Annotated in this window: 14 protein-coding genes, 1 tRNA gene and 3 rRNA genes; 4 read left to right on the top strand and 14 right to left on the bottom strand. The window is 66.1% G+C overall.

Annotation, left to right across the window (positions count from 1 at the left end; genetic code table 11):
* Positions 1-35 precede the first annotated feature (35 nt).
* Entirely contained in the window at positions 36-1,319 is a 1,284-nt protein-coding gene (locus ACFQY2_RS09185) for a DUF445 domain-containing protein (protein WP_378745461.1), read from the top strand.
* 53 nt (positions 1,320-1,372) lie between these two features.
* Here ACFQY2_RS09185 and ACFQY2_RS09180 read toward each other — a convergent pair whose 3' ends face one another.
* The 5 genes from ACFQY2_RS09180 to hutH form a co-directional block, all read right to left on the bottom strand.
* Positions 1,373-2,017: an NAD(P)H-binding protein gene (locus ACFQY2_RS09180; RefSeq protein ID WP_378745460.1), complete on the bottom strand. Its 645-nt coding sequence runs from the start codon at positions 2,015-2,017 to the stop codon at positions 1,373-1,375.
* A 103-nt stretch (positions 2,018-2,120) separates the two neighbouring features.
* The gene (locus tag ACFQY2_RS09175) at positions 2,121-3,020 is read right to left on the bottom strand and encodes an agmatinase family protein (RefSeq protein WP_378745459.1); all 900 of its coding nucleotides are present in this window, start codon (positions 3,018-3,020) and stop codon (positions 2,121-2,123) included.
* A 170-nt stretch (positions 3,021-3,190) separates the two neighbouring features.
* Positions 3,191-4,357, bottom strand: coding sequence for an imidazolonepropionase (gene hutI / locus ACFQY2_RS09170; RefSeq protein WP_378745458.1), 1,167 nt, complete (start codon positions 4,355-4,357; stop codon positions 3,191-3,193).
* Complete coding sequence (gene hutU, locus ACFQY2_RS09165) at positions 4,354-6,072, bottom strand: urocanate hydratase (protein ID WP_378745457.1); 1,719 nt, start codon at positions 6,070-6,072, stop codon at positions 4,354-4,356. Before hutU ends, hutI begins: the two co-directional genes overlap by 4 nt.
* Complete coding sequence (hutH, locus tag ACFQY2_RS09160; RefSeq protein ID WP_378745456.1) at positions 6,065-7,600, bottom strand: histidine ammonia-lyase; 1,536 nt, start codon at positions 7,598-7,600, stop codon at positions 6,065-6,067. Before hutH ends, hutU begins: the two co-directional genes overlap by 8 nt.
* 51 nt (positions 7,601-7,651) lie before the next feature.
* Here hutH and ACFQY2_RS09155 point away from each other — a divergent pair, with 51 nt between their 5' ends.
* On the top strand, positions 7,652-8,494 hold the full coding sequence (locus ACFQY2_RS09155; protein ID WP_378745455.1) for an IclR family transcriptional regulator: 843 nt from the start codon (positions 7,652-7,654) through the stop codon (positions 8,492-8,494).
* 22 nt (positions 8,495-8,516) lie between these two features.
* On the opposite strand, the gene ACFQY2_RS09150 is transcribed toward ACFQY2_RS09155, so the two are convergent.
* The 5 genes from ACFQY2_RS09150 to ACFQY2_RS09130 all read right to left on the bottom strand — a co-directional run bounded on the left by ACFQY2_RS09150 (position 8,517) and on the right by ACFQY2_RS09130 (position 15,264).
* On the bottom strand, positions 8,517-8,651 hold the full coding sequence (locus ACFQY2_RS09150) for a hypothetical protein (RefSeq protein WP_378745454.1): 135 nt from the start codon (positions 8,649-8,651) through the stop codon (positions 8,517-8,519).
* 133 nt (positions 8,652-8,784) lie between these two features.
* Positions 8,785-8,901, bottom strand: a 5S ribosomal RNA gene (gene rrf / locus ACFQY2_RS09145).
* Positions 8,902-9,010: 109 nt separating this feature from the next.
* Positions 9,011-12,116 (bottom strand): 23S ribosomal RNA (locus tag ACFQY2_RS09140).
* 370 nt (positions 12,117-12,486) lie between these two features.
* Positions 12,487-14,009, bottom strand: a 16S ribosomal RNA gene (locus ACFQY2_RS09135).
* Together the 16S, 23S and 5S rRNA genes form the textbook arrangement of a ribosomal RNA operon.
* Positions 14,010-14,643: 634 nt before the next feature.
* On the bottom strand, positions 14,644-15,264 hold the full coding sequence (locus ACFQY2_RS09130) for a TetR/AcrR family transcriptional regulator (RefSeq protein WP_378745453.1): 621 nt from the start codon (positions 15,262-15,264) through the stop codon (positions 14,644-14,646).
* Positions 15,265-15,382: 118 nt separating this feature from the next.
* Here ACFQY2_RS09130 and ACFQY2_RS09125 point away from each other — a divergent pair, with 118 nt between their 5' ends.
* Positions 15,383-16,540, top strand: coding sequence for a YbfB/YjiJ family MFS transporter (locus tag ACFQY2_RS09125; protein ID WP_378745452.1), 1,158 nt, complete (start codon positions 15,383-15,385; stop codon positions 16,538-16,540).
* Between the two features lie 175 nt (positions 16,541-16,715).
* Here the strand turns inward: ACFQY2_RS09125 and ACFQY2_RS09120 are convergent.
* The 4 genes from ACFQY2_RS09120 to galU form a co-directional block, all read right to left on the bottom strand.
* Positions 16,716-16,788 (bottom strand) — tRNA-Ala (locus ACFQY2_RS09120).
* A 50-nt stretch (positions 16,789-16,838) separates the two neighbouring features.
* Positions 16,839-17,708, bottom strand: coding sequence for a hypothetical protein (locus ACFQY2_RS09115; protein WP_378745451.1), 870 nt, complete (start codon positions 17,706-17,708; stop codon positions 16,839-16,841).
* Positions 17,709-17,802: 94 nt separating this feature from the next.
* Entirely contained in the window at positions 17,803-18,402 is a 600-nt protein-coding gene (locus ACFQY2_RS09110) for a GNAT family N-acetyltransferase (protein WP_378745450.1), read from the bottom strand.
* Positions 18,403-18,442: 40 nt separating this feature from the next.
* Positions 18,443-19,330 (bottom strand): UTP--glucose-1-phosphate uridylyltransferase GalU, encoded by an 888-nt coding sequence (gene galU, locus ACFQY2_RS09105; RefSeq protein ID WP_378745448.1) that lies wholly within the window; start codon positions 19,328-19,330, stop codon positions 18,443-18,445.
* Positions 19,331-19,391: 61 nt separating this feature from the next.
* On the opposite strand from galU, the gene ACFQY2_RS09100 reads away from it, so the two are divergent.
* On the top strand, positions 19,392-19,988 hold the full coding sequence (locus tag ACFQY2_RS09100) for a 5-formyltetrahydrofolate cyclo-ligase (RefSeq protein ID WP_378745447.1): 597 nt from the start codon (positions 19,392-19,394) through the stop codon (positions 19,986-19,988).
* The last annotated feature ends 11 nt before the right edge of the window (positions 19,989-19,999 follow it).

The raw sequence follows: 19,999 nt of genomic DNA, 5'->3' as shown, positions 1-19,999 counted from the left end.
CCGCGGCCCGCATCCGGCCGTGAAATGATGGGCGCATGTCCCGGACTCCGATGGCGCTGCTCTCCCCGGCCGATCAGGAGAGGCTGCGCGGGCTGCGGAGGATGAAGGCGGTGGCGCTGGGCGCACTGATCTTCATGGCCGTGGTCTTCGTGATCGCGTTCTGGTTCGAGCACCGCCTGCCCTGGTTGTCCTACGTGCGCGCGGCAGCCGAGGGCGGGATGGTGGGCGCGCTGGCGGATTGGTTCGCGGTGACAGCGCTGTTCCGGCATCCGCTCGGCCTGCCCATCCCGCACACCGCGATCATCCCCAACCGCAAGGACGAGATCGGACGCACCCTCGGTGAGTTCGTCGAGACCAACTTCCTCTCCGGCGACGTCGTCCGCGACAAGCTATCGCGCACCGCGCTGTCGCAGCGCCTCGGCGAATGGATGCGCCACCCGGCCCACGCCGAGCGGGTCACCGCGGAGGCCTCCACCGCCGCATCCGCCGTGCTGCGCGCGCTCAGCGACGACGACGTGCAGAGTCTGATCGCCGACCTCGCGCGCGAGCATCTCATCGCACCGGACTGGGCGCCGTCGGCCGGCGGCTGGCTGGAGCGCATCGTCGAGGCGGACGCGCACCGCGGCGCGGTGGATCTGGCCGTGGACAGCGTCTCCACCTGGCTGGACGCCAACGCGCACACGTTCAGCGGCCTGGTGTCGCGGCGTCTGCCGTCGTGGGTGCCGCGCCTGGCTCACCGCTTCGTCGACGAGACCGTCTATCACGAGGCCGTGCGCTTCGTGCAGGCCGTGCAGACCGATCCGCAGCATCCGGCCAGGCGCGCCCTGGACGGGTATCTGGCACGGCTCGCCGACCGCCTGCAGAACGACCCGGCCATGCGGGACAGGTTCGAGGGCGCCAAGGCGGCCGTGTTCGACAGTCCGCGCGTGATCTCGCTCGCCGCCGAGGTCTGGGAGACGGCGAAGAACGGACTGCTCTCCGCCCTCGCGGATCCGAACAGCGGGCTGCGCCGCCGCGCGGCCTCAGCCGTGGCCGAGATCGGCAACCGCCTGGCGACGGAGCCCGCCCTGCAGGCGCGCGTGGACGGCTGGGTCACCGACGCCGCCGTCTTCCTCGTCGACCGCTACCGGCACGACATCGCGTCGATCATCACGGACACGGTCGAGAAGTGGGACGCCGCGGAGACGACCGAGAAGATCGAGCTCATGGTGGGCCGTGACCTGCAGTACATCCGCCTGAACGGCACGATCGTGGGCGCACTGGCGGGCTTCGTCATCTTCGCTGTGGCGCACGCGGTGATCCCGGTGCCTCTGGGATGAAGCGTCGATGAGGCGTCTGGGCTGAACAGCGCTGGCTGACCGGCGGACTGACGTCAGTCCGCGAGAGCCTCCGCGATCGGCGTCTCGCCGTCGTTGAACCGGATCGTCCGCCCGATCGTCGCCGGCTCCACGAGTGTCTGCGCGATGACCAGTGCGACGTTGGCGCGGGACACCTGAGCCGAGTCGGCGGCTGCGGCGTCGATGCGGCCGGTGCCCTCGCCGAGCGTGAGGGCGCTCGGCCCCAGCACCGTCCAGTCCAGCGACGTGGCGCGCAGGTACTCGTCCGCTGCCGCCTTCGCCTCCGCGTAGGCGTGGAACGGGTTGTCCGCGGGGACGCCGTGCTGCGGCGAGGCGTTGAAGTACGACACCATCACGTACCGGGCCACGTCGGCGTCCTTCGCGGCATCCATCGAGCGCACAGCCGCCTCGAAGTCAACCGCACGCGTGCGAGCGGCGGACCCGCCCCCGGCCCCGGCCGACCACACCACCGCATCATGACCGGCGATGAGCGCGGCGAGGTCCTCGCGGCTCTCGTGCTCGACATCGAACACGACCGGATTCGCACCGGTGGCGTGCACCTCGTCAGCATGATCGGGATTGCGGATCACCGAGGTCACCTCATCACCGCGGCCGACGAGGACAGGAGCGAGCAGCAATGCGACCTTGCCGTGGCCGCCGACGATGAGAATCCGTGCCATGAGTCCACGCTACCCGCGTCCGGCGGGGAGGGCATCGGTGCAGCGCGTCAGCGGGGAGGGCACCGGTGCAGCGCGTCAGCGGGGAGGGCACCGGTGCGGCGCGTCAGCGGGCCGCCAGACCGGCGAGCAGTTCGAGCACGCACAGGGCCGCGAGGCGCACGGTGCGGCCATCCTCGGCATCCGCTGTCGCATCGACCTCGGCGATGTCTGCGCTGACGATCCGCGCGTCCGCGGCCAGCGCACGCACGAGCGCCCGCAACTCCGCTGCCGTGAAGCCGCCGGGGACGCTGGCCGGGCAGCCGGGCACGGCGGCGCGATCGGCGGCGTCCACGTCGACGTCCAGGTGGATGCGCGTGCCGGCGCCGGCGATCTCGCGCGCCTCGGCCACCACGGCGGGGATGCCGCGACGGCGCACCTCGTCGAGGGTGATCACGCGGATCCCCCAGTCGGCGGCGCGCTGAGCGTACGCTGCGGAGTTCGCGAAGTCGGCGATGCCGATCTGCACGATGCGGGTGGGATCGATGCGCTGGCCGTCCGGGGCGTCCTGCACGAGCCGTCGCACGGGCGAGCCGTTGGAGACACCGTCGCGCAGGTCGAAATGCGCGTCGATCGTGATCAATCCGTCCGCGCCCGCACCGCGCGCCACCGGGTAGGTGAGCGAGTTGTCGCCACCGAGGGCGATGACGAGTCGGGTGTCCGCGGCCAGCTCCCGGACCCGCGCCACGGTGCGATCGACGCCCTCGTCGCCGTCGGGTTCATGCACGTCACCGGCATCCACGATGCGCAGGGCGCGGTTCAGGTCCAGCGCAGGCGGCCCCATCAGCGCGGCGCTGTACCGCGGAAGCGCATCGCGGATCGCGGCCGGCGTCGCATGCGCGCCGGTGGCCGAGATCGAGGTGCGCCACGTGGGCACGCCCAGCAGCGCGGCATCCGCCCTCTCCCCCGCCGTGGGCGCAGGCCAGCCGCCGGCGCGCGGCCAGAGCTCATCGTGCGACAGTGCCATTCCGCATCCTCTCCTTCCGCGGGTCGCGCCCGCGCTGCCGATTCCCGCCCGTGCTGTCATTCTCTTCGCACATCGCGCTCGCGCTGTCTTTCTCTGCTCACGCGGCGCATATCGGCACAGCTCTCGCAGAATTCAGCCGCGCGACGTGGACCCGCGGGTCTCGGACGCGGTCAGCGAACCGCAACGCCGTCCTTCCAGACCTGGGAGACCAGGGGCACGCCCGGCCGATAGGCCAGGTGCACGCGGCTGGGGGCGTTCAGCAGGACGAGGTCCGCGCGCCTGCCAGGGGCGATCACCCCGATGTCGTCCCGCCCCAGCGCCGCCGCGCCTCCTGCGGTCGCGGCCCAGATCGCCTCGGCCGACGTCATCCCCATCTCGCGCACGGCGACGGCGATGCAGAACGGCATCGAGGACGTGAAGCTCGATCCCGGGTTCGTGTCGCACGCCAGCGCGACGGTGACGCCCGCATCGATGAGCCGGCGGGCGTCCGGGTACGGCTGCCGGGTGGAGAACTCCACGCCGGGAAGCAGCGTCAGAACGGTGTCGGATGCCGCCAGCGCGGCGACGTCGTCGTCGGTGAGATAGGTGCCGTGGTCGACGGATGCCGCGCCCAACTCGATCGCGAGCCGGACCCCGTCGCCCGGACCGAGCTGGCTGGCGTGCACGCGCGGTCGCAGCCCCCGGGCGATGCCGGCCTCCAGCACGCGGCGCGACTGCGCCACGGTGAAGGCGCCCGTCTCGCAGAACACGTCGATCCATTTCGAGGAGGGCGCGCAGGCGTCGAGCATGTCGCCGATCACGAGGTCGACGTACTCATCGCCGCGGTCCGCGTACTCCGCGGGAACGACGTGAGCGCCGAGGAACGTGACCTCGTCGGTGACCTCGGCGGCGAGCCGCACCAGCCGCGCCTCAGTCTCGACGTCGAGGCCGTACCCGCTCTTGATCTCCACAGTCGTGGTGCCCTGGGAGAGCATCTCGGCGCGGATGCCGCGCAGGCGCGCCCGCAGTTCCTGGTCGGTGGCGGCGCGGGTGGCGGCGACCGTGGAGCGGATGCCGCCGGCCTCGTACCTCTGCCCTGCCATGCGTGCCTCGAACTCGGCGGAGCGGTCGCCGCCGAAGACGATGTGGCTGTGACTGTCGACGAATCCGGGGATGACCGCCCGGCCGTCGGCATCCACCTCGGTGAATCCGCCGGGAAGTGCCGGGGCGTCGGATGCCGCACCGACCCAGGCGATCCGCCCGCGCTCGATCAGCACGGCCGCGTCGCGGAGCGGCGCACCGGCCTGCGGGTCGTTGGTGGTCAGCTCGCCGATGTTCGTGATGAGCGTCGCCGTCATAGCATCGGCACCTTGAGTCCGCGGTCGCGAGCGACCTCGCGGGCGTGCTCGTACCCCGCGTCCACGTGGCGCATCACGCCGGTGCCGGGGTCGTTGGTGAGCACGCGTTCGAGCTTCTCGGCGGCGAGCTCGGTGCCGTCGGCGACGGTGACCTGACCGGCGTGGATGCTGCGGCCGATGCCGACACCGCCGCCGTGGTGCAGCGAGACCCAGCTGGCACCGGATGCCGTGTTCAGCAGTGCGTTCAACAGCGGCCAGTCGGCGATGGCGTCCGACCCGTCCTTCATCGCCTCCGTCTCGCGGTACGGTGACGCCACCGAGCCCGAGTCGAGGTGGTCGCGGCCGATGACGATGGGCGCCGAGAGCTCGCCCGAGGCCACCATCTCATTGAACTTGAGTCCGGCGAGATGGCGCTCCTGGTAACCGAGCCAGCAGATGCGGGCGGGCAGGCCTTCGAAGTGCACGGTCGAGCCGGCCTTGTCGAGCCAGCGGTGCAGCGCCTTGTCCTCGGGGAACAGCTCCGCGATGGCACGGTCGGTCTTGAAGATGTCCTCGGGGTCGCCGGAGAGCGCAGCCCAGCGGAACGGTCCACGACCCTCTTCGAACTGCGGGCGGATGTAGGCCGGCACGAAGCCGGGGAACTCGAAGGCCCGCTGGCATCCGCCCAGCTGCGCCTCCGCCCTCAGCGAGTTGCCGTAGTCGAACACGGCGGCTCCCGCGTCCTGGAACGCGACCATGGCGTCCACGTGCGCGGCCATCGACTCGCGCGACCGACGGGTGAAGTCCTCGGGATCGCGCTGCGCCTCCGTCTTCCACTCCTGCATCGAGACGCCCAGCGGCAGGTACGCCAGCGGGTCGTGAGCGCTGGTCTGGTCGGTGACGATGTCGATGGCCACCAGCCCGGCGTCCTGGCGCCGCTTCAGTTCGGGGAACACCTGGGCCGCGTTGCCGACGACACCGACGGAGAGCGCCTCGCCGGCGGCCTTGGCGGCCATCACCCGTGCGACGGCCGCGTCGAGGTCTGCGGTGTACTCGTCGAGGTACCCGTGCTCCACGCGGCGGGCGAGACGCGACTCATCCACATCGACGATCAGGACGACGCCGTCGTTGAGAGTGACAGCCAGCGGCTGCGCGCCGCCCATGCCACCGGCGCCGCCGGTGAGAGTCAGCGTGCCCTTCAGTGACTCCCGACCGAGCGAGCGTGCCACCGCGGCGAAGGTCTCGTAGGTGCCCTGCAGGATGCCCTGGGTGCCGATGTAGATCCAGGATCCGGCCGTCATCTGGCCGTACATGATGAGGCCGAGGGATTCCAGGCGACGGAACTCCGGCCAGTTCGCCCAGTCGCCGACGAGGTTCGAGTTGGCGATCAGCACGCGCGGCGCCCACTCGTGCGTGCGGAACACACCCACCGGCTTCCCCGATTGCACGAGCAGCGTCTCGTCGGGTTCCAGCTCGTCCAGGGTGCGCACGATGGCGTCGTACGCCTCCCAGCTGCGTGCGGCGCGTCCGGTTCCCCCGTACACGACGAGGTCCTCGGGATGCTCGGCGACCTCGGCGTCGAGATTGTTCATCAGCATCCGCTTCGCCGCCTCGGCGCCCCAGCTCTTCGCCGTGCGCTGGTTTCCCCGCGCCGCGCGGATGCGGCGGGTGGGGTCGTGGAGAGTGGCCCCGGTGACGGGATCGGCGGCGGACGCGGCGGTGGTGGACTCAGGCATTCGCATGCTCCTTGGCAGTCGTGAGGACCGCTCCCGAGCGCACCAGCTCGGTCACGGCCTCCATGTCGGGCGAGAGGAAGTGGTCGGGTCCGGGCCCGGCCGCAACCGTGCGGACCAGGTCGCGGACGGCGCCGGTGGCAGGACCGGCCTCCAGTGGCGCGCGCAGGTCGAGAGCGCGGGCACCGGTGAGGATCTCGATCGCGAGCACCCGGGTGAGCCCGTCGATCGCACGGCGCAGCTTGCGGGCGGCCGCCCATCCCATCGACACGTGGTCCTCCTGCATGGCGGAGGACGGGATCGAGTCGACGGATGCGGGAGCGGCGAGCCGCTTGAGCTCGGAGACGATGCCGGCGGCCGCGTACTGCGCGATCATCAGGCCGGAGTCGACGCCGACCTCGTGGGCGAGGAACGGCGGCAGTCCGTGGTTGCGCGCGGGGTCCAGAGCGCGATCCGTGCGACGCTCCGAGACGGATGCCACATCCGCGACCGAGATCGCGAGGAAGTCGAGGACGGCGGCGACGGGAGCGCCGTGGAAGTTTCCGTTGGACTCGATGCGGCCGTCGGAGGTGATCACCGGGTTGTCGACGACGGATGCCAGCTCGCGCTGGGCGATCATCGCGGCGTGGGCCATCGTGTCGCGCGCCGCGCCGTGCACCTGCGGAGAGCACCGCAGCGAGTAGGCGTCCTGCACGCGCCCGTCCTCGGGGCCCTTGTGGCTGGCCACGATCGGGGAGCCGTGGAGGAAGGAGCGCAGGTTCACGGCGGATGCCGCCTGGCCCACCTGCGGGCGCAGAGCCATCAGATCGGCGGCGAAGACGGCGTCGGTGCCGAGCTGGGACTCGATCGACATCGCCGCCGCCAGATCCGCGGTCGAGACGAGCATCTCCAGGTCGTGCAGTGCGAGCAGCAGCATGCCGAGCATGCCGTCGGTGCCGTTGATGAGCGCGAGCCCTTCCTTCTCGACGAGCTCGAGCGGCGCGATGCCTGCAGCGGCGAGGGCATCGGCGGCCGGCAGCAGGCGGTCCGCGACGCGCACGTGTCCTTCCCCCATCGCGGCCAGGGCGACATGCGCGAGCGGGGCGAGGTCGCCCGAGCAGCCGAGCGATCCGTACTCGCGGACCACCGGGGTGATACCGGCGTTGAGCATGGCCGCGTAGGTGTCGACGACGACAGGCCGCACGCCGGTGTGCCCGGAGGCGAGAGTCTGCAGGCGCAGCAGCTGCAGCGCTCGGACCACTTCGGTCTCGACCTCGTCACCCGTCCCGGCGGCGTGGGAGCGGATCAGGCTGAGCTGCAGCTGCCGACGGCGTTCGGGGGCGATGAAGGTGGTCGCGAGCGCGCCGAAGCCGGTGGACACCCCGTAGTGCGGGTCGGGATCGGCCGCCAGCCCGTCGATCACGGCGCGTGCCGCCGTGACCCGCTCACGAGCGGCGTCGGCGATCTCGACTCTCGTGAAGTCGCGGGCGACAGCGACCACCTCCGCAGGAGACAGAGGTGTGGCGCCGATGATGACGGAGGAATGCTGCATGCTCTGATTCCACACCGTGCGCGGTCGCTTCAGGGGACCTCATGCCAGACTGTGTCTGTGATCCCAGACGAGAGGCGCCCGGTCGAGACGGTCGCAGCCGAGGCCGGCCGAGAGGAGACGGCCGCCGCCACCGGGGCGCCGCGGCCCCAGGTACCGGCGGCCGATCAGACGCTGCGGATCCTGCGCCATCTCGCCCGACGGCCCGCACCGGTCGCCGCGTCCGCGCTGGCCCGCGACCTCCGCCTGCCGCGCTCGACCGTCTACCATCTGCTGTCCACGCTCGAGGTCCACGGCTTCGTCGTCCACCTGGCGCAGGAGCGGCGCTGGGGTCTCGGCACGAGCGCCTTCGAACTCGCCGGCGGCTACGCCAGGCAGCAGCCTCTGGCTCGATTGGGCCGGCCGCTACTGGCGTCGCTGGCAGACCGCATCGGCGAGAGTGCGCACCTGGCGGTCATGACCGGCAGGGATGTGCTCTACATCGTGGAGGAGCGGGCCGTGCGTCGGCCGGCTCTCGTCACCGACGTCGGGGTGCGGCTTCCTGCGCATCTGACCGCCACGGGTCGGGCCATGCTCGCGGCGCTCCCGCGCAGTCAGGTGCGCGCCCTGTACCCGGACGGTGCGGCGTTCACGGATCGCACCGGGCGGGGACCGACCGGACCAGGTGAGCTGCGGGAGGTGCTTCGCGGGGTGCGTGCGGCCGGCATCGCCACGGAGGACGGCGAGGTCACGCCCGGCTTCAGGTCGGTGGCGGCCGTCGTGCGCGATCATGCCGGGTGGCCGGCGGCAGCCGTCGCCGTCACCTGGCAGGAGGACCGGGACCTGGCGGATCCCGCGCATGCCGTGATCGAGACGGCGCAGACGCTGCAGAGCCGCCTCGGGTACGACCGGGCGTGAGGGCCCGGTCGTACCCGGTCGATCAGGCGTTCGCGCCCTTACGGGTCTTGAGGAAGGTCTCGGGCTCGCGCTTCGCGCGCTTCTCCGCTCTCTTCTCCTTGAGTGAGAGCTTGGCGACCTTCTTGCTTCCGCGTTGCTGTGGTGTCTTTCCAGACATCTGACTCGCTTCCCCTTTCTTTCGGCTGGCGGGCTGTAACCTCCGACCATAGCCCGAGCCCCGGGGAAGTCAAATCACGGGCGGGTTAACGCAAAAGAGCCACCCAGCGATGGGTGGCTCTTTCACAGAAGAAGTCCGGCGGTGTCCTACTCTCCCACAGGGTCCCCCCTGCAGTACCATCGGCGCTGTGAGGCTTAGCTTCCGGGTTCGGAATGTGACCGGGCGTTTCCCTCACGCTATGGCCGCCGAAACACTATTGACGTTTCAGGCAACATCACAACGAAAGTGTGTGTTGTTTGATTCCCGACCGTACGTCGAGAACCACAAAGTGGACGCGTTCATCTTTGGAAAGAATTGGTGTTATCAAGTCATCGGCTTATTAGTACCAGTCAGCTGCACACCTTGCGGTGCTTCCACATCTGGCCTATCAACCCAGTCGTCTGGCTGGGAGCCTCTCCACCCGAAGGTGATGGAAGTCTCATCTTGAGGCCGGCTTCCCGCTTAGATGCTTTCAGCGGTTATCCATCCCGAACGTAGCTAACCAGCGGTGCTCCTGGCGGAACAACTGGCACACCAGAGGTTCGTCCAACCCGGTCCTCTCGTACTAGGGTCAGATCCTCTCAAACTTCCTACGCGCGCAGCGGATAGGGACCGAACTGTCTCACGACGTTCTAAACCCAGCTCGCGTACCGCTTTAATGGGCGAACAGCCCAACCCTTGGGACCTACTCCAGCCCCAGGATGCGACGAGCCGACATCGAGGTGCCAAACCATGCCGTCGATATGGACTCTTGGGCAAGATCAGCCTGTTATCCCCGAGGTACCTTTTATCCGTTGAGCGACAGCGCTTCCACAAGCCACTGCCGGATCACTAGTCCCGACTTTCGTCCCTGCTCGACCTGTCAGTCTCACAGTCAAGCTCCCTTGTGCACTTACACTCGCCACCTGATTACCAACCAGGTTGAGGGAACCTTTGGGCGCCTCCGTTACTTTTTGGGAGGCAACCGCCCCAGTTAAACTACCCACCAGGCACTGTCCCTGAACCGGATCACGGTTCGAAGTTAGATATCCAGAGTGACCAGAGTGGTATTTCAACAATGACTCCACGAATACTGGCGTATCCGCTTCACAGTCTCCCACCTATCCTACACAAGCCACACCGAACACCAATACCAAGCTGTAGTAAAGGTCACGGGGTCTTTCCGTCCTGCTGCGCGTAACGAGCATCTTTACTCGTAATGCAATTTCGCCGAGTTCGCGGTTGAGACAGTTGGGAAGTCGTTACGCCATTCGTGCAGGTCGGAACTTACCCGACAAGGAATTTCGCTACCTTAGGATGGTTATAGTTACCACCGCCGTTTACTGGGGCTTAAATTCTCAGCTTCGCCTTGCGGCTAACCGGTCCTCTTGACCTTCCAGCACCGGGCAGGCGTCAGTCCGTATACATCGACTTGCGTCTTCGCACGGACCTGTGTTTTTAGTAAACAGTCGCTACCCACTAGTCTCTGCGGCCACCACACCCTTTTCCCAGCAAGTGGGTATAAGCGGGTGGCCCCCCTTCTCCCGAAGTTACGGGGGCATTTTGCCGAGTTCCTTAACCACGATTCTCTCGATCTCCTTGGTATTCTCTACCTGACCACCTGAGTCGGTTTGGGGTACGGGCGGCTTGAACCTCGCGTCGATGCTTTTCTCGGCAGCATAGGATCACCCACTTTTTATCCGCATCGCGTCTCAGCCATCATGAACGGCGGATTTGCCTACCGTTCGGCCTACACGCTTGCACCAGGACAACCATCGCCTGGCTTGGGCTACCTTCCTGCGTCACACCTGTTAATACGCTAACCGCACCAGCATGGGGTCGTACGCTAGGCCCAGAGCGTCACCCCGAAGGGATCAGTCACTGGGATTCAGATACTTAGCACTACTGGATTAGCTTGGGCGGTTCTTCGCCGGTACGGGAATATCAACCCGTTGTCCATCGACTACGCCTGTCGGCCTCGCCTTAGGTCCCGACTTACCCAGGGAAGATTAGCTTGACCCTGGAACCCTTGGTCTTCCGGAGGACGTGTTTCTCACACGTCTTTCGCTACTCATGCCTGCATTCTCACTCGTGTGGCGTCCACGGCTGGTTCACACCGCCGCTTCACGCGCCACACGACGCTCTCCTACCCATCAACACGGCTGGACCACGAAGGCCTACCAATAATGTCAATGCCACAACTTCGGTGGCGTGCTTGAGCCCCGTTACATTGTCGGCGCGGAATCACTTGACCAGTGAGCTATTACGCACTCTTTCAAGGGTGGCTGCTTCTAAGCCAACCTCCTGGTTGTCTAAGCAACTCCACATCCTTTTCCACTTAGCACGCGCTTTGGGACCTTAGATGGTGGTCTGGGTTGTTTCCCTCTCGACTATGAAGCTTATCCCCCACAGTCTCACTGCTGCGCTCTCACTTACCGGCATTCGGAGTTTGGCTGACGTCAGTAACCTGTTGAGGCCCATCGGCCATCCAGTAGCTCTACCTCCGGCAAGAAACACGCAACGCTGCACCTAAATGCATTTCGGAGAGAACCAGCTATCACGAAGTTTGATTGGCCTTTCACCCCTATCCACAGCTCATCCCCTCAGTTTTCAACCTAAGTGGGTTCGGCCCTCCACACGTTCTTACACGTGCTTCAGCCTGGCCATGGATAGATCACTTCGCTTCGGGTCTAGGACATGCGACTGAATCGCCCTATTCAGACTCGCTTTCGCTACGGCTACCCCACACGGGTTAACCTCGCCACATATCACTAACTCGCAGGCTCATTCTTCAAAAGGCACGCTGTCACCCCTACTAAGGAGGCTCCAACGGTTTGTAAGCAAACGGTTTCAGGCACTATTTCACTCCCCTCCCGGGGTACTTTTCACCTTTCCCTCACGGTACTTGTCCGCTATCGGTCATCTGGGAGTATTTAGGCTTATCAGGTGGTCCTGACAGATTCACACGGGATTTCTCGGGCCCCGTGCTACTTGGGATACTCTTCACGCTGCGCACAACATTTCAACTACGGGGCTGGCACCCACTATGGCTGGCCTTTCAAGACCATTCGTCTATATCGTCACATCACGTCGACCACTCGGCAGAATGATCAGAAAAGTCCCGCAACCCCGGGCATGCAACGCCTGCCGGCTATCACACACACCCGGTTTAGCCTCATCCGCTTTCGCTCGCCACTACTCACGGAATCACTGTTGTTTTCTCTTCCTGTGGGTACTGAGATGTTTCACTTCCCCACGTTCCCTCTACCCGCCCTATATATTCAGGCGGGAGTCACCAGGTCGCAAAACGCCTGGCGGGGTTTCCCCATTCGGACACCCTCGGATCAAAACTCGCTTATCAGTTCCCCGAGGCTTATCGCAGATTGCTACGTCCTTCTTCGGCTCCAGATGCCAAGGCATCCACCGTTTGCTCTTAAAGACTTGAAATCACATGAGTAACCACCAGTCCAGGAAAAGACTGATGATCAATAATTCTTTAAGATGCTCGCGTCCACTGTGTAGTTCTCAAAGTACGGGCGGTCCCCCCACACCGAACCCCGAAAGGAACGACGAAAGGGGCCAAGAGGTTCAGAACGACCATAAGGCCGGCCCGGTCCCTCAGGACCCAACAGCGTGCAGACACCCGCACCGCCGGCCAAGCATTCCAACTGCCGAAGCAGCGTACTAACTCAAACCATTGGCTCGAATGCCATGTCAAATGTTCCACCCATGAGCTCCCAGCGAAGAACAGACGCCTTCGAACCGGGTTCTGGACACCACGAAGTTCAACGAACAACGGGCATCAGATGCTCCTTAGAAAGGAGGTGATCCAGCCGCACCTTCCGGTACGGCTACCTTGTTACGACTTAGTCCTAATTACCAATCCCACCTTCGACGGCTCCCTCCACAAGGGTTAGGCCACCGGCTTCAGGTGTTACCGACTTTCATGACTTGACGGGCGGTGTGTACAAGACCCGGGAACGTATTCACCGCAGCGTTGCTGATCTGCGATTACTAGCGACTCCGACTTCATGAGGTCGAGTTGCAGACCTCAATCCGAACTGGGACCGGCTTTTTGGGATTCGCTCCACCTTACGGTATCGCAGCCCATTGTACCGGCCATTGTAGCATGCGTGAAGCCCAAGACATAAGGGGCATGATGATTTGACGTCATCCCCACCTTCCTCCGAGTTGACCCCGGCAGTATCCCATGAGTTCCCACCATTACGTGCTGGCAACATAGAACGAGGGTTGCGCTCGTTGCGGGACTTAACCCAACATCTCACGACACGAGCTGACGACAACCATGCACCACCTGTTCACGAGTGTCCAAAGAGTTGACCATTTCTGGCCCGTTCTCGTGTATGTCAAGCCTTGGTAAGGTTCTTCGCGTTGCATCGAATTAATCCGCATGCTCCGCCGCTTGTGCGGGTCCCCGTCAATTCCTTTGAGTTTTAGCCTTGCGGCCGTACTCCCCAGGCGGGGAACTTAATGCGTTAGCTGCGTCACGGAATCCGTGGAAAGGACCCCACAACTAGTTCCCAACGTTTACGGGGTGGACTACCAGGGTATCTAAGCCTGTTTGCTCCCCACCCTTTCGCTCCTCAGCGTCAGTTACGGCCCAGAGATCTGCCTTCGCCATCGGTGTTCCTCCTGATATCTGCGCATTCCACCGCTACACCAGGAATTCCAATCTCCCCTACCGCACTCTAGTCTGCCCGTACCCACTGCAAGCCCGAGGTTGAGCCTCGGAATTTCACAGCAGACGCGACAAACCGCCTACGAGCTCTTTACGCCCAATAATTCCGGATAACGCTTGCACCCTACGTATTACCGCGGCTGCTGGCACGTAGTTAGCCGGTGCTTTTTCTGCAGGTACCGTCACTCTCGCTTCTTCCCTGCTAAAAGAGGTTTACAACCCGAAGGCCGTCATCCCTCACGCGGCGTTGCTGCATCAGGCTTGCGCCCATTGTGCAATATTCCCCACTGCTGCCTCCCGTAGGAGTCTGGGCCGTGTCTCAGTCCCAGTGTGGCCGGTCACCCTCTCAGGCCGGCTACCCGTCGACGCCTTGGTGAGCCATTACCTCACCAACAAGCTGATAGGCCGCGAGCCCATCCCCAACCGAAAAATCTTTCCACCCACACACCATGCGGTGACGGGACATATCCAGTATTAGACGCCGTTTCCAGCGCTTATCCCAGAGTCAGGGGCAGGTTGCTCACGTGTTACTCACCCGTTCGCCACTAATCCACCCAGCAAGCTGGGCTTCATCGTTCGACTTGCATGTGTTAAGCACGCCGCCAGCGTTCATCCTGAGCCAGGATCAAACTCTCCGTAAAAAACGATTGCCACGCACACCGGGAAAACAGTGCAACGCAGCGAGTTCAATCATGACCAAAACGAATAAATCATTGCTGACATATCCATACGCCAGACCAAAAAGGCCTGGACTTTGATCCAAAGGAATTCTCAACCCAGCAAAAAGCTGGACGAGGATAATTTGGCATTTGACAAGTGCACGCTGTTGAGTTCTCAAGGATCGGACGCACCCACACACCCACCAACCAAGGCAAGAAGCGCAGGGCAACTTCACAATCATGTCGTCCCGATCGGGCTGTCGTATTCGACGCGCCGTGAGGACCAGGACCAGATCGCCGCCCCGTATCCGAGGCAACCGTTCTATCTTATCCGTCTCGGCGAGCTTGTCAAATCGACGTTGCCCTGCGGGACGATCACGCTCCCCGGGGCCAGGGGCCCGACCGGATCAGATCCGGTGGAGTGTGATTCGTTCACCTCTTGGTGGGGAGCCAGGCCCTTCAGGCCTTCCGCTCAACCGCTTGGGGCGAACAAGTAATAAGTTACGCGGGCCCCGCCCATCCGGCAAATCCGTGCGGCATCCCGGGCGTGTCCCGCCGGTCAGACCTGAGGACATGCGCCCTCGCGGAGTGCGCGGTCAGAACGGCCGAGCACGGTTCACTCTGCCGGACCCCGCACCGTGCCGGTGCTCCCGGCAGCAGCCGAGCGCACGAGCTCACGCGCTGCCTGAGACGCGACGGTCACGCTGTCGATCGTGGGAAGAGCGGCGCGCAGTGCGAGCGCTCCCTCATGCAGGCACACCAGACGGTGCGCCACGTCCATCGCTTCGGAGATGCCCGCGTCGGCGGCGAGGCGTGCGAAAAGGCTCCACAGCGAGCGCTTCTCCTCCGCGGCGATCCGGTGAGCGGGATGAGCGGGATCGGGCAGCTCCGCCAGAGCGTTGATGAACGCACAGCCGCGCGGGCTCTGCGTCATCCATTCCTTCAGGGCGTCGAAGGGGGCCGTGACGCGGTCGAGCGCCGACAAGCCCGGTTCTGCAACAGCCGCGTCGACGAGATGGCGCCAACGCTGCTCGCGATCGAGGAGGTAGGCGGCCACCAGGACATCCTTCGAGCCGAACCGGTTGTACAGCGTCCGCTTGGTGACACCGGACTGCTCCGCGATCAGGTCGACTCCCACGGCGGTGATGCCGCGTTCGTAGAACAGGACAGAGGCGGCGTCGAGGATGCGCCGAGCCCCGGGGGTCAGCGCGTGGAGGTCAGGAACCGTTGTCTTCACAGGTCGGTATACCTTACGATTGCGGGTCAGGTACACAGATCAGTGTACCTGACGGGGCTCCGGCCCGACCAGCCGACAGACCGGCCCGACCAGCCGACAGACCGGGAGGAGGTGTTCGATGGCTTCCGGGCGCAACTGGGGGATGACCGCCGCGCTGGGCGCGAGCGTGATCGCCGTCTGCTACGGCTTCGCGCGGTATGCCTACGGACTCTTCGTCCCCGAGTTCACGGCGGTGTTCGCCCTGAACGCGACGGGCCTGGGCATTCTGGGTGGCGTCTCCACACTCGGCTACACCTCGGGTCTGTTGGCCGCACCGCGACTCGCTCGCCGTTCGGCGCGTGGCGCGACAGTGGCCGCCGGCGCCTGCGCGGTGGCGGGGCTGATCATCATGAGCACGGCGGGGCCGGTCGTCCTCTTCGCGTTCGGTCTGCTGATCGCCGGGAGCGGGGCCGGGCTCGTCTCTCCTGCCGTCGCGCAGCTGATCGGTCGAACCGTACGTTCCGAGGCGCGTTCACAAGCCCAGACGTGGGCAAACACCGGTACCAGCTTCGGGCTGATCGCTTCGGCGTTCACCCCCGTGCTCATCCTGGGATGGCGAGAGATCTGGTGGGGTTTCGCGGTGGTCGCTGTGACCGTCACCGTCCTTGCCCTCCTCGCACTGCCAAGGCCCGTGGAGACGGGAGCGGCCCTTCATGTCCGGGCCCGCGGGTGGAGACCAGGCACCTCAGCGTTGCTGGTGAACTCGCTTTTGCTGGGTATCACGAGTGCGCCGTACTGGAACTTCTCTGTCGAACGCGTCACCGAACTCGGGTTCAGCACCCAGCTGTCGTCCTGGTTCTGGCTGGTGATCGGCGTGGCCGGTCCTGCTGGTGGGCTGGCCGGGGGGCTTTGCCGCCGGTACGGCATCACAGGAGTCAACGTCGCCACCTGGACGGTGTGGGCGTTCGGGCTGGCTCTGCTGGCACTGCCCGTCGGCGGCGTCCTGATACCGCTGATCTCGGCGGCCGTGTTCGGCGCCGCTTTCATGGCGTTGACCGGGATCTGCATCCTCTGGGCGGCACTGCTGTTCCCCGAAGCGCCGGCCCACGGCGTCACGCTCTCGTTCCTCGGCCTCGGCGCCGGGCAGACTCTCGGTGCACCACTCGCCGGCGCCGTGGCGGACTCCACCGCGCTGGCCGTGGTCTTCGCCTGTGCGGCGGCCCTGAGCCTGACCACGTGGTGGCAGCTCCTTCCCCGCGTCCGCATTCCCGACCGGGGAGCACGTGCGAACTGCTGACGCCGGCTGCTCGACCGCGCGGTGTTCACGCGCACCGTCATGGAGGATGATGCGCGCGTCACGTCCGTGCCCGTGGGATGGGGGTCGCACGCAGGAGAGGCGGAAAGCCCGAGCCCCTCAGACGCGAAACTGCCCCGCCATCAGACGGGGCAGACTCCGAGCCTCTCGACTCACGTGGACCTAAGGGGATTCGAACCCCTGACCTCCTCGATGCGAACGAGGCGCGCTACCAACTGCGCCATAGGCCCGTGAACTCGTCTACGCTATCACGCCCATCGGGCCGATCGCGTCACCGGAGTCACCCCGTTGCACGACGCGCCAGCATCCGGCGGACATGCTCCTCGATCTCCGAGTCGTCGACGACGCCCATCTGGGCGAAGGGAGAATCCGCGGCATCCGATGCGACGCCCGGGGCAGGCAGAACGACGGGCGCCGGCGGTGCCAGTTCCTCCGCTCGACGACGCAGCTCGGCTCGTCGCGCCGCCTGTCGGCGTTCGTCCTGCGCGTCGATCTGCGCCTGAGCCGTCTGGGCGCGGGAGCCGGTCACGGCGACCATCGGCTGCGGCAGGGCTCGAGGGGTCCAGGACGCGGGCCCCTGATCGTGCAGCGGCGGAGCCACCCGCTCCGTGCGAGGCTCGGCGTGGGCGCGTGCCGCCTGGGCTCCCGCCCTGCGCGCCACCTGAGCCATCCTGACGAGTACGAGGACCGACAGCGCGGCCACGACCGCGCCGCCCGCCGCGAGCATCCATCCACCCGCGACGATGAACTGCCACACGCCCAGCCCGAGAGCCGCGGATGCCACGACCAGCGTCACGCTCGCCGTCAGCCGCGTTCGACGCCTCGCCCTGGCCTGGCGCACACGCGGGTCGCGGCGCGTGGCCGCCAGCTCGCTGCGCAGGCGCTCCAGTTCGGCGTTCTCCTTCTCGGCCTGCACGCGCCTCGCGAGTCGCTGCTGCTGCAGCGCGGTGCGCGCGGTCAGCTCCAGCCGCACCTCCTCGGGCGTCTCGCTGGTCTCGGCGAGCACGCGCAGCGCCTGGTTCAGGCGCACGGCGTTGCGCTCGGCCGCGTAGTACTGGTGGCGGCCTCGCCACGTGGGCATGAAGTACAGCGCCCACAGCAGCACCGCGACGAGGACGATCACGCCCCCACTCAGCACCGGCCCATCCATAGAGTCCACGGTAAGCGAACGGGTGTGCCCGGCCGTGACACGGACGTCGCGTGTCGCGGTCGATCCACCCGCGAGAACGGACGGATGCAGACGCTCAGGCCCCGGCGGGCACGGCGCCGGCCTCCGGTGGGACGCGGCCCTCCACCCAGCGGTTCAGCACTCCGTCCGGCACGTCCTCGCGCGTGAGCGCGAACGCGTGATGATCGCGCCAGTCCCCATCGATGTGGATGAAGCGCCGACGCAGCCCCTCGTAGCGGAAGCCGAGCTTGCGGACCACCCGCAGGCTCGCCTGGTTCTCCGGCCGGATGCAGATCTCCATGCGGTGCAGACCGAGCCGGTCGAATGCCGTGTCGGTGGCCATCGCGACGGCGGTGGTGGTGATCCCTCGTCCGGCGAAGCGCTCGCTGACCCAGTAGCCGATCGTCGCCGAGCACAACGACCCGCGGGAGACGCCCCAGATGTTGAGCTGTCCGGCGACGTCGCCGTCGTACTCCATCACGAAGGGATATCCGGTGCCGTCCCGATGCTGCTGGAGGAGGCGGCGGATGCTGACGCGCATGTCGAACGAGGCGACGCCGCCGGGGATCGTGGCCTCCCACGGCTGCAGCCATGCGCGGTTCGACAGCAGCTCGCGCTGCAGGGTTCGCGCGTCACGGGTGCGGATCAGGCGCAGTCCGACCGGCCCGTGCTGCATTCGGTCTGACGGTTCGAGGAACAAAGCGGCATTCCGTCCGCTAGACGCCGGCGGCGAAGTCTTTCAGCCACGGACGAAGGTCCGGGCCGAGGTCGTCGCGCTCGACGGCGAGCTGGACGATGGCCTTGATGTAGTCGGCGCGATCACCCGTGTCGTAGCGGCGCCCCTGGAAGACGACCCCCACCACGCCGGGCCCCTCGGAGTCCGCGGCCATCTCCTGCAGGGCATCCGTCAGCTGGATCTCCCCGCCCTTGCCTGGCTCCGTCCGCTCGAGGATCTCGAAGATGCTCGACGGCAGCACGTATCGTCCGATCACCGCGAGGTTGGACGGTGCTGCCTCGGCGCTGGGCTTCTCGACCAGGGCCGTGACCTTCGCCGTGCCGTCCGCATCGGGATGGGCGCCGTCGATGGCCGCCACGCCGTACAGATGGATGTGCTCGGCATCCACCTCCATCAGAGCGACGACCGCGGCGCCGGTGCGTTCGTGAGCGGCGATCATCGCCGTGAGGAGCGGGTCGCGCTCGTCGATGAGGTCATCGCCGAGGAGAACGGCGAAGGAGCTGTCGCCCACGTGCGTCCTGGCACGCAGCACCGCGTGACCGAGACCCTTCGGCTCCCCCTGACGGACGAAGTGGATATCGGCGAGGTCGCTCGACTTCGTCACGCGCTCCAGGCGACCCTTGTCACCCTTCTGCTGCAATCTGACCTCGAGCTCGGGAACCGAGTCGAAATGATCGGAGATGGCGTTCTTGTTGCGTCCGATGATGACGAGGATGTCGTCGATTCCTGCACTGACCGCCTCTTCGACGACGTACTGGATGGCCGGCTTGTCGACGACAGGGAGCATCTCCTTCGGCATCGCCTTCGTCGCGGGCAGAAAGCGCGTCCCCAACCCCGCCGCGGGTATGACCGCCTTCATCTTCTTCATGCGGTCAGCATAGCGGCGCGACACTCCGTCCGGCCGCTCGGCGCCACCGTATGATCGGAGGATGTCGACCGAAGCGGAGCAGCAGAAACGAGCCCTGCGCGCGGAGCTGCGCGAACGTCGACAGCTCCTCTCCGAGGCGCAGCGCGAGGCCGCCGCATCCGGCCTGGCCGCGCAGCTGGACACCCTCGTGCGCGGGCACGGCGCCCGCTCGATCTCCTGCTTCCTCTCGACCACGACAGAGCCCGAGACGAGGATCTTCCTGCGCGACGCGGTCGCACGCGGGATCCGGGTGCTGCTGCCCATCACCCGAGCCGACGGACTGCTGGACTGGGCCGTCGCGGAGGACGTCGACGAGATCTCGGAGGGGCTGTACGGCCTTCCGGAGCCGACCGGCGAGGTGCTGGGTCCGATCGCCGTGAACGACGTCGATCTGATGCTGATCCCCGCCGCCGCCGTCGACCGCACCGGCACGCGTCTGGGCTGGGGTCGAGGCTACTTCGACAAGACGATCGGCTCCATGGAGAAATGCCCGCCCGTGTACGCCGTGATCTATGATTCGGAAGTACTCGATTCGCTACCGCGCGAGGTCCACGACCAGCCGGTCGATGGCATCGTCACCCCGACGCAGACCATCGCGCTGTCGCCCGCGCGGAACTGACAGGAGCGCTC

The organism is Microbacterium sp. GCM10027623 (assembly GCF_042666935.1).
In the GTDB taxonomy this organism is placed as follows: domain Bacteria; phylum Actinomycetota; class Actinomycetes; order Actinomycetales; family Microbacteriaceae; genus Microbacterium.
This window is presented reverse-complemented; position numbering and strand designations above follow the sequence as displayed.

Bases quoted from the DNA above. Each gene is read 5' to 3' on its own strand.
- ACFQY2_RS09185 (WP_378745461.1), top strand. From the start codon at position 36: ATGTCCCGGACTCCGATGGCGCTGCTCTCCCCGGCCGATCAGGAGAGG.
- ACFQY2_RS09180 (WP_378745460.1), bottom strand. From the start codon at position 2,017: ATGGCACGGATTCTCATCGTCGGCGGCCACGGCAAGGTCGCATTGCTG.
- ACFQY2_RS09175 (WP_378745459.1), bottom strand. From the start codon at position 3,020: ATGGCACTGTCGCACGATGAGCTCTGGCCGCGCGCCGGCGGCTGGCCT.
- hutI (WP_378745458.1), bottom strand. From the start codon at position 4,357: ATGACGGCGACGCTCATCACGAACATCGGCGAGCTGACCACCAACGAC.
- hutU (WP_378745457.1), bottom strand. From the start codon at position 6,072: ATGCCTGAGTCCACCACCGCCGCGTCCGCCGCCGATCCCGTCACCGGG.
- hutH (WP_378745456.1), bottom strand. From the start codon at position 7,600: ATGCAGCATTCCTCCGTCATCATCGGCGCCACACCTCTGTCTCCTGCG.
- ACFQY2_RS09150 (WP_378745454.1), bottom strand. From the start codon at position 8,651: ATGTCTGGAAAGACACCACAGCAACGCGGAAGCAAGAAGGTCGCCAAG.
- ACFQY2_RS09125 (WP_378745452.1), top strand. From the start codon at position 15,383: ATGGCTTCCGGGCGCAACTGGGGGATGACCGCCGCGCTGGGCGCGAGC.
- ACFQY2_RS09115 (WP_378745451.1), bottom strand. From the start codon at position 17,708: ATGGATGGGCCGGTGCTGAGTGGGGGCGTGATCGTCCTCGTCGCGGTG.
- ACFQY2_RS09110 (WP_378745450.1), bottom strand. From the start codon at position 18,402: ATGCAGCACGGGCCGGTCGGACTGCGCCTGATCCGCACCCGTGACGCG.
- galU (WP_378745448.1), bottom strand. From the start codon at position 19,330: ATGAAGAAGATGAAGGCGGTCATACCCGCGGCGGGGTTGGGGACGCGC.
- ACFQY2_RS09100 (WP_378745447.1), top strand. From the start codon at position 19,392: ATGTCGACCGAAGCGGAGCAGCAGAAACGAGCCCTGCGCGCGGAGCTG.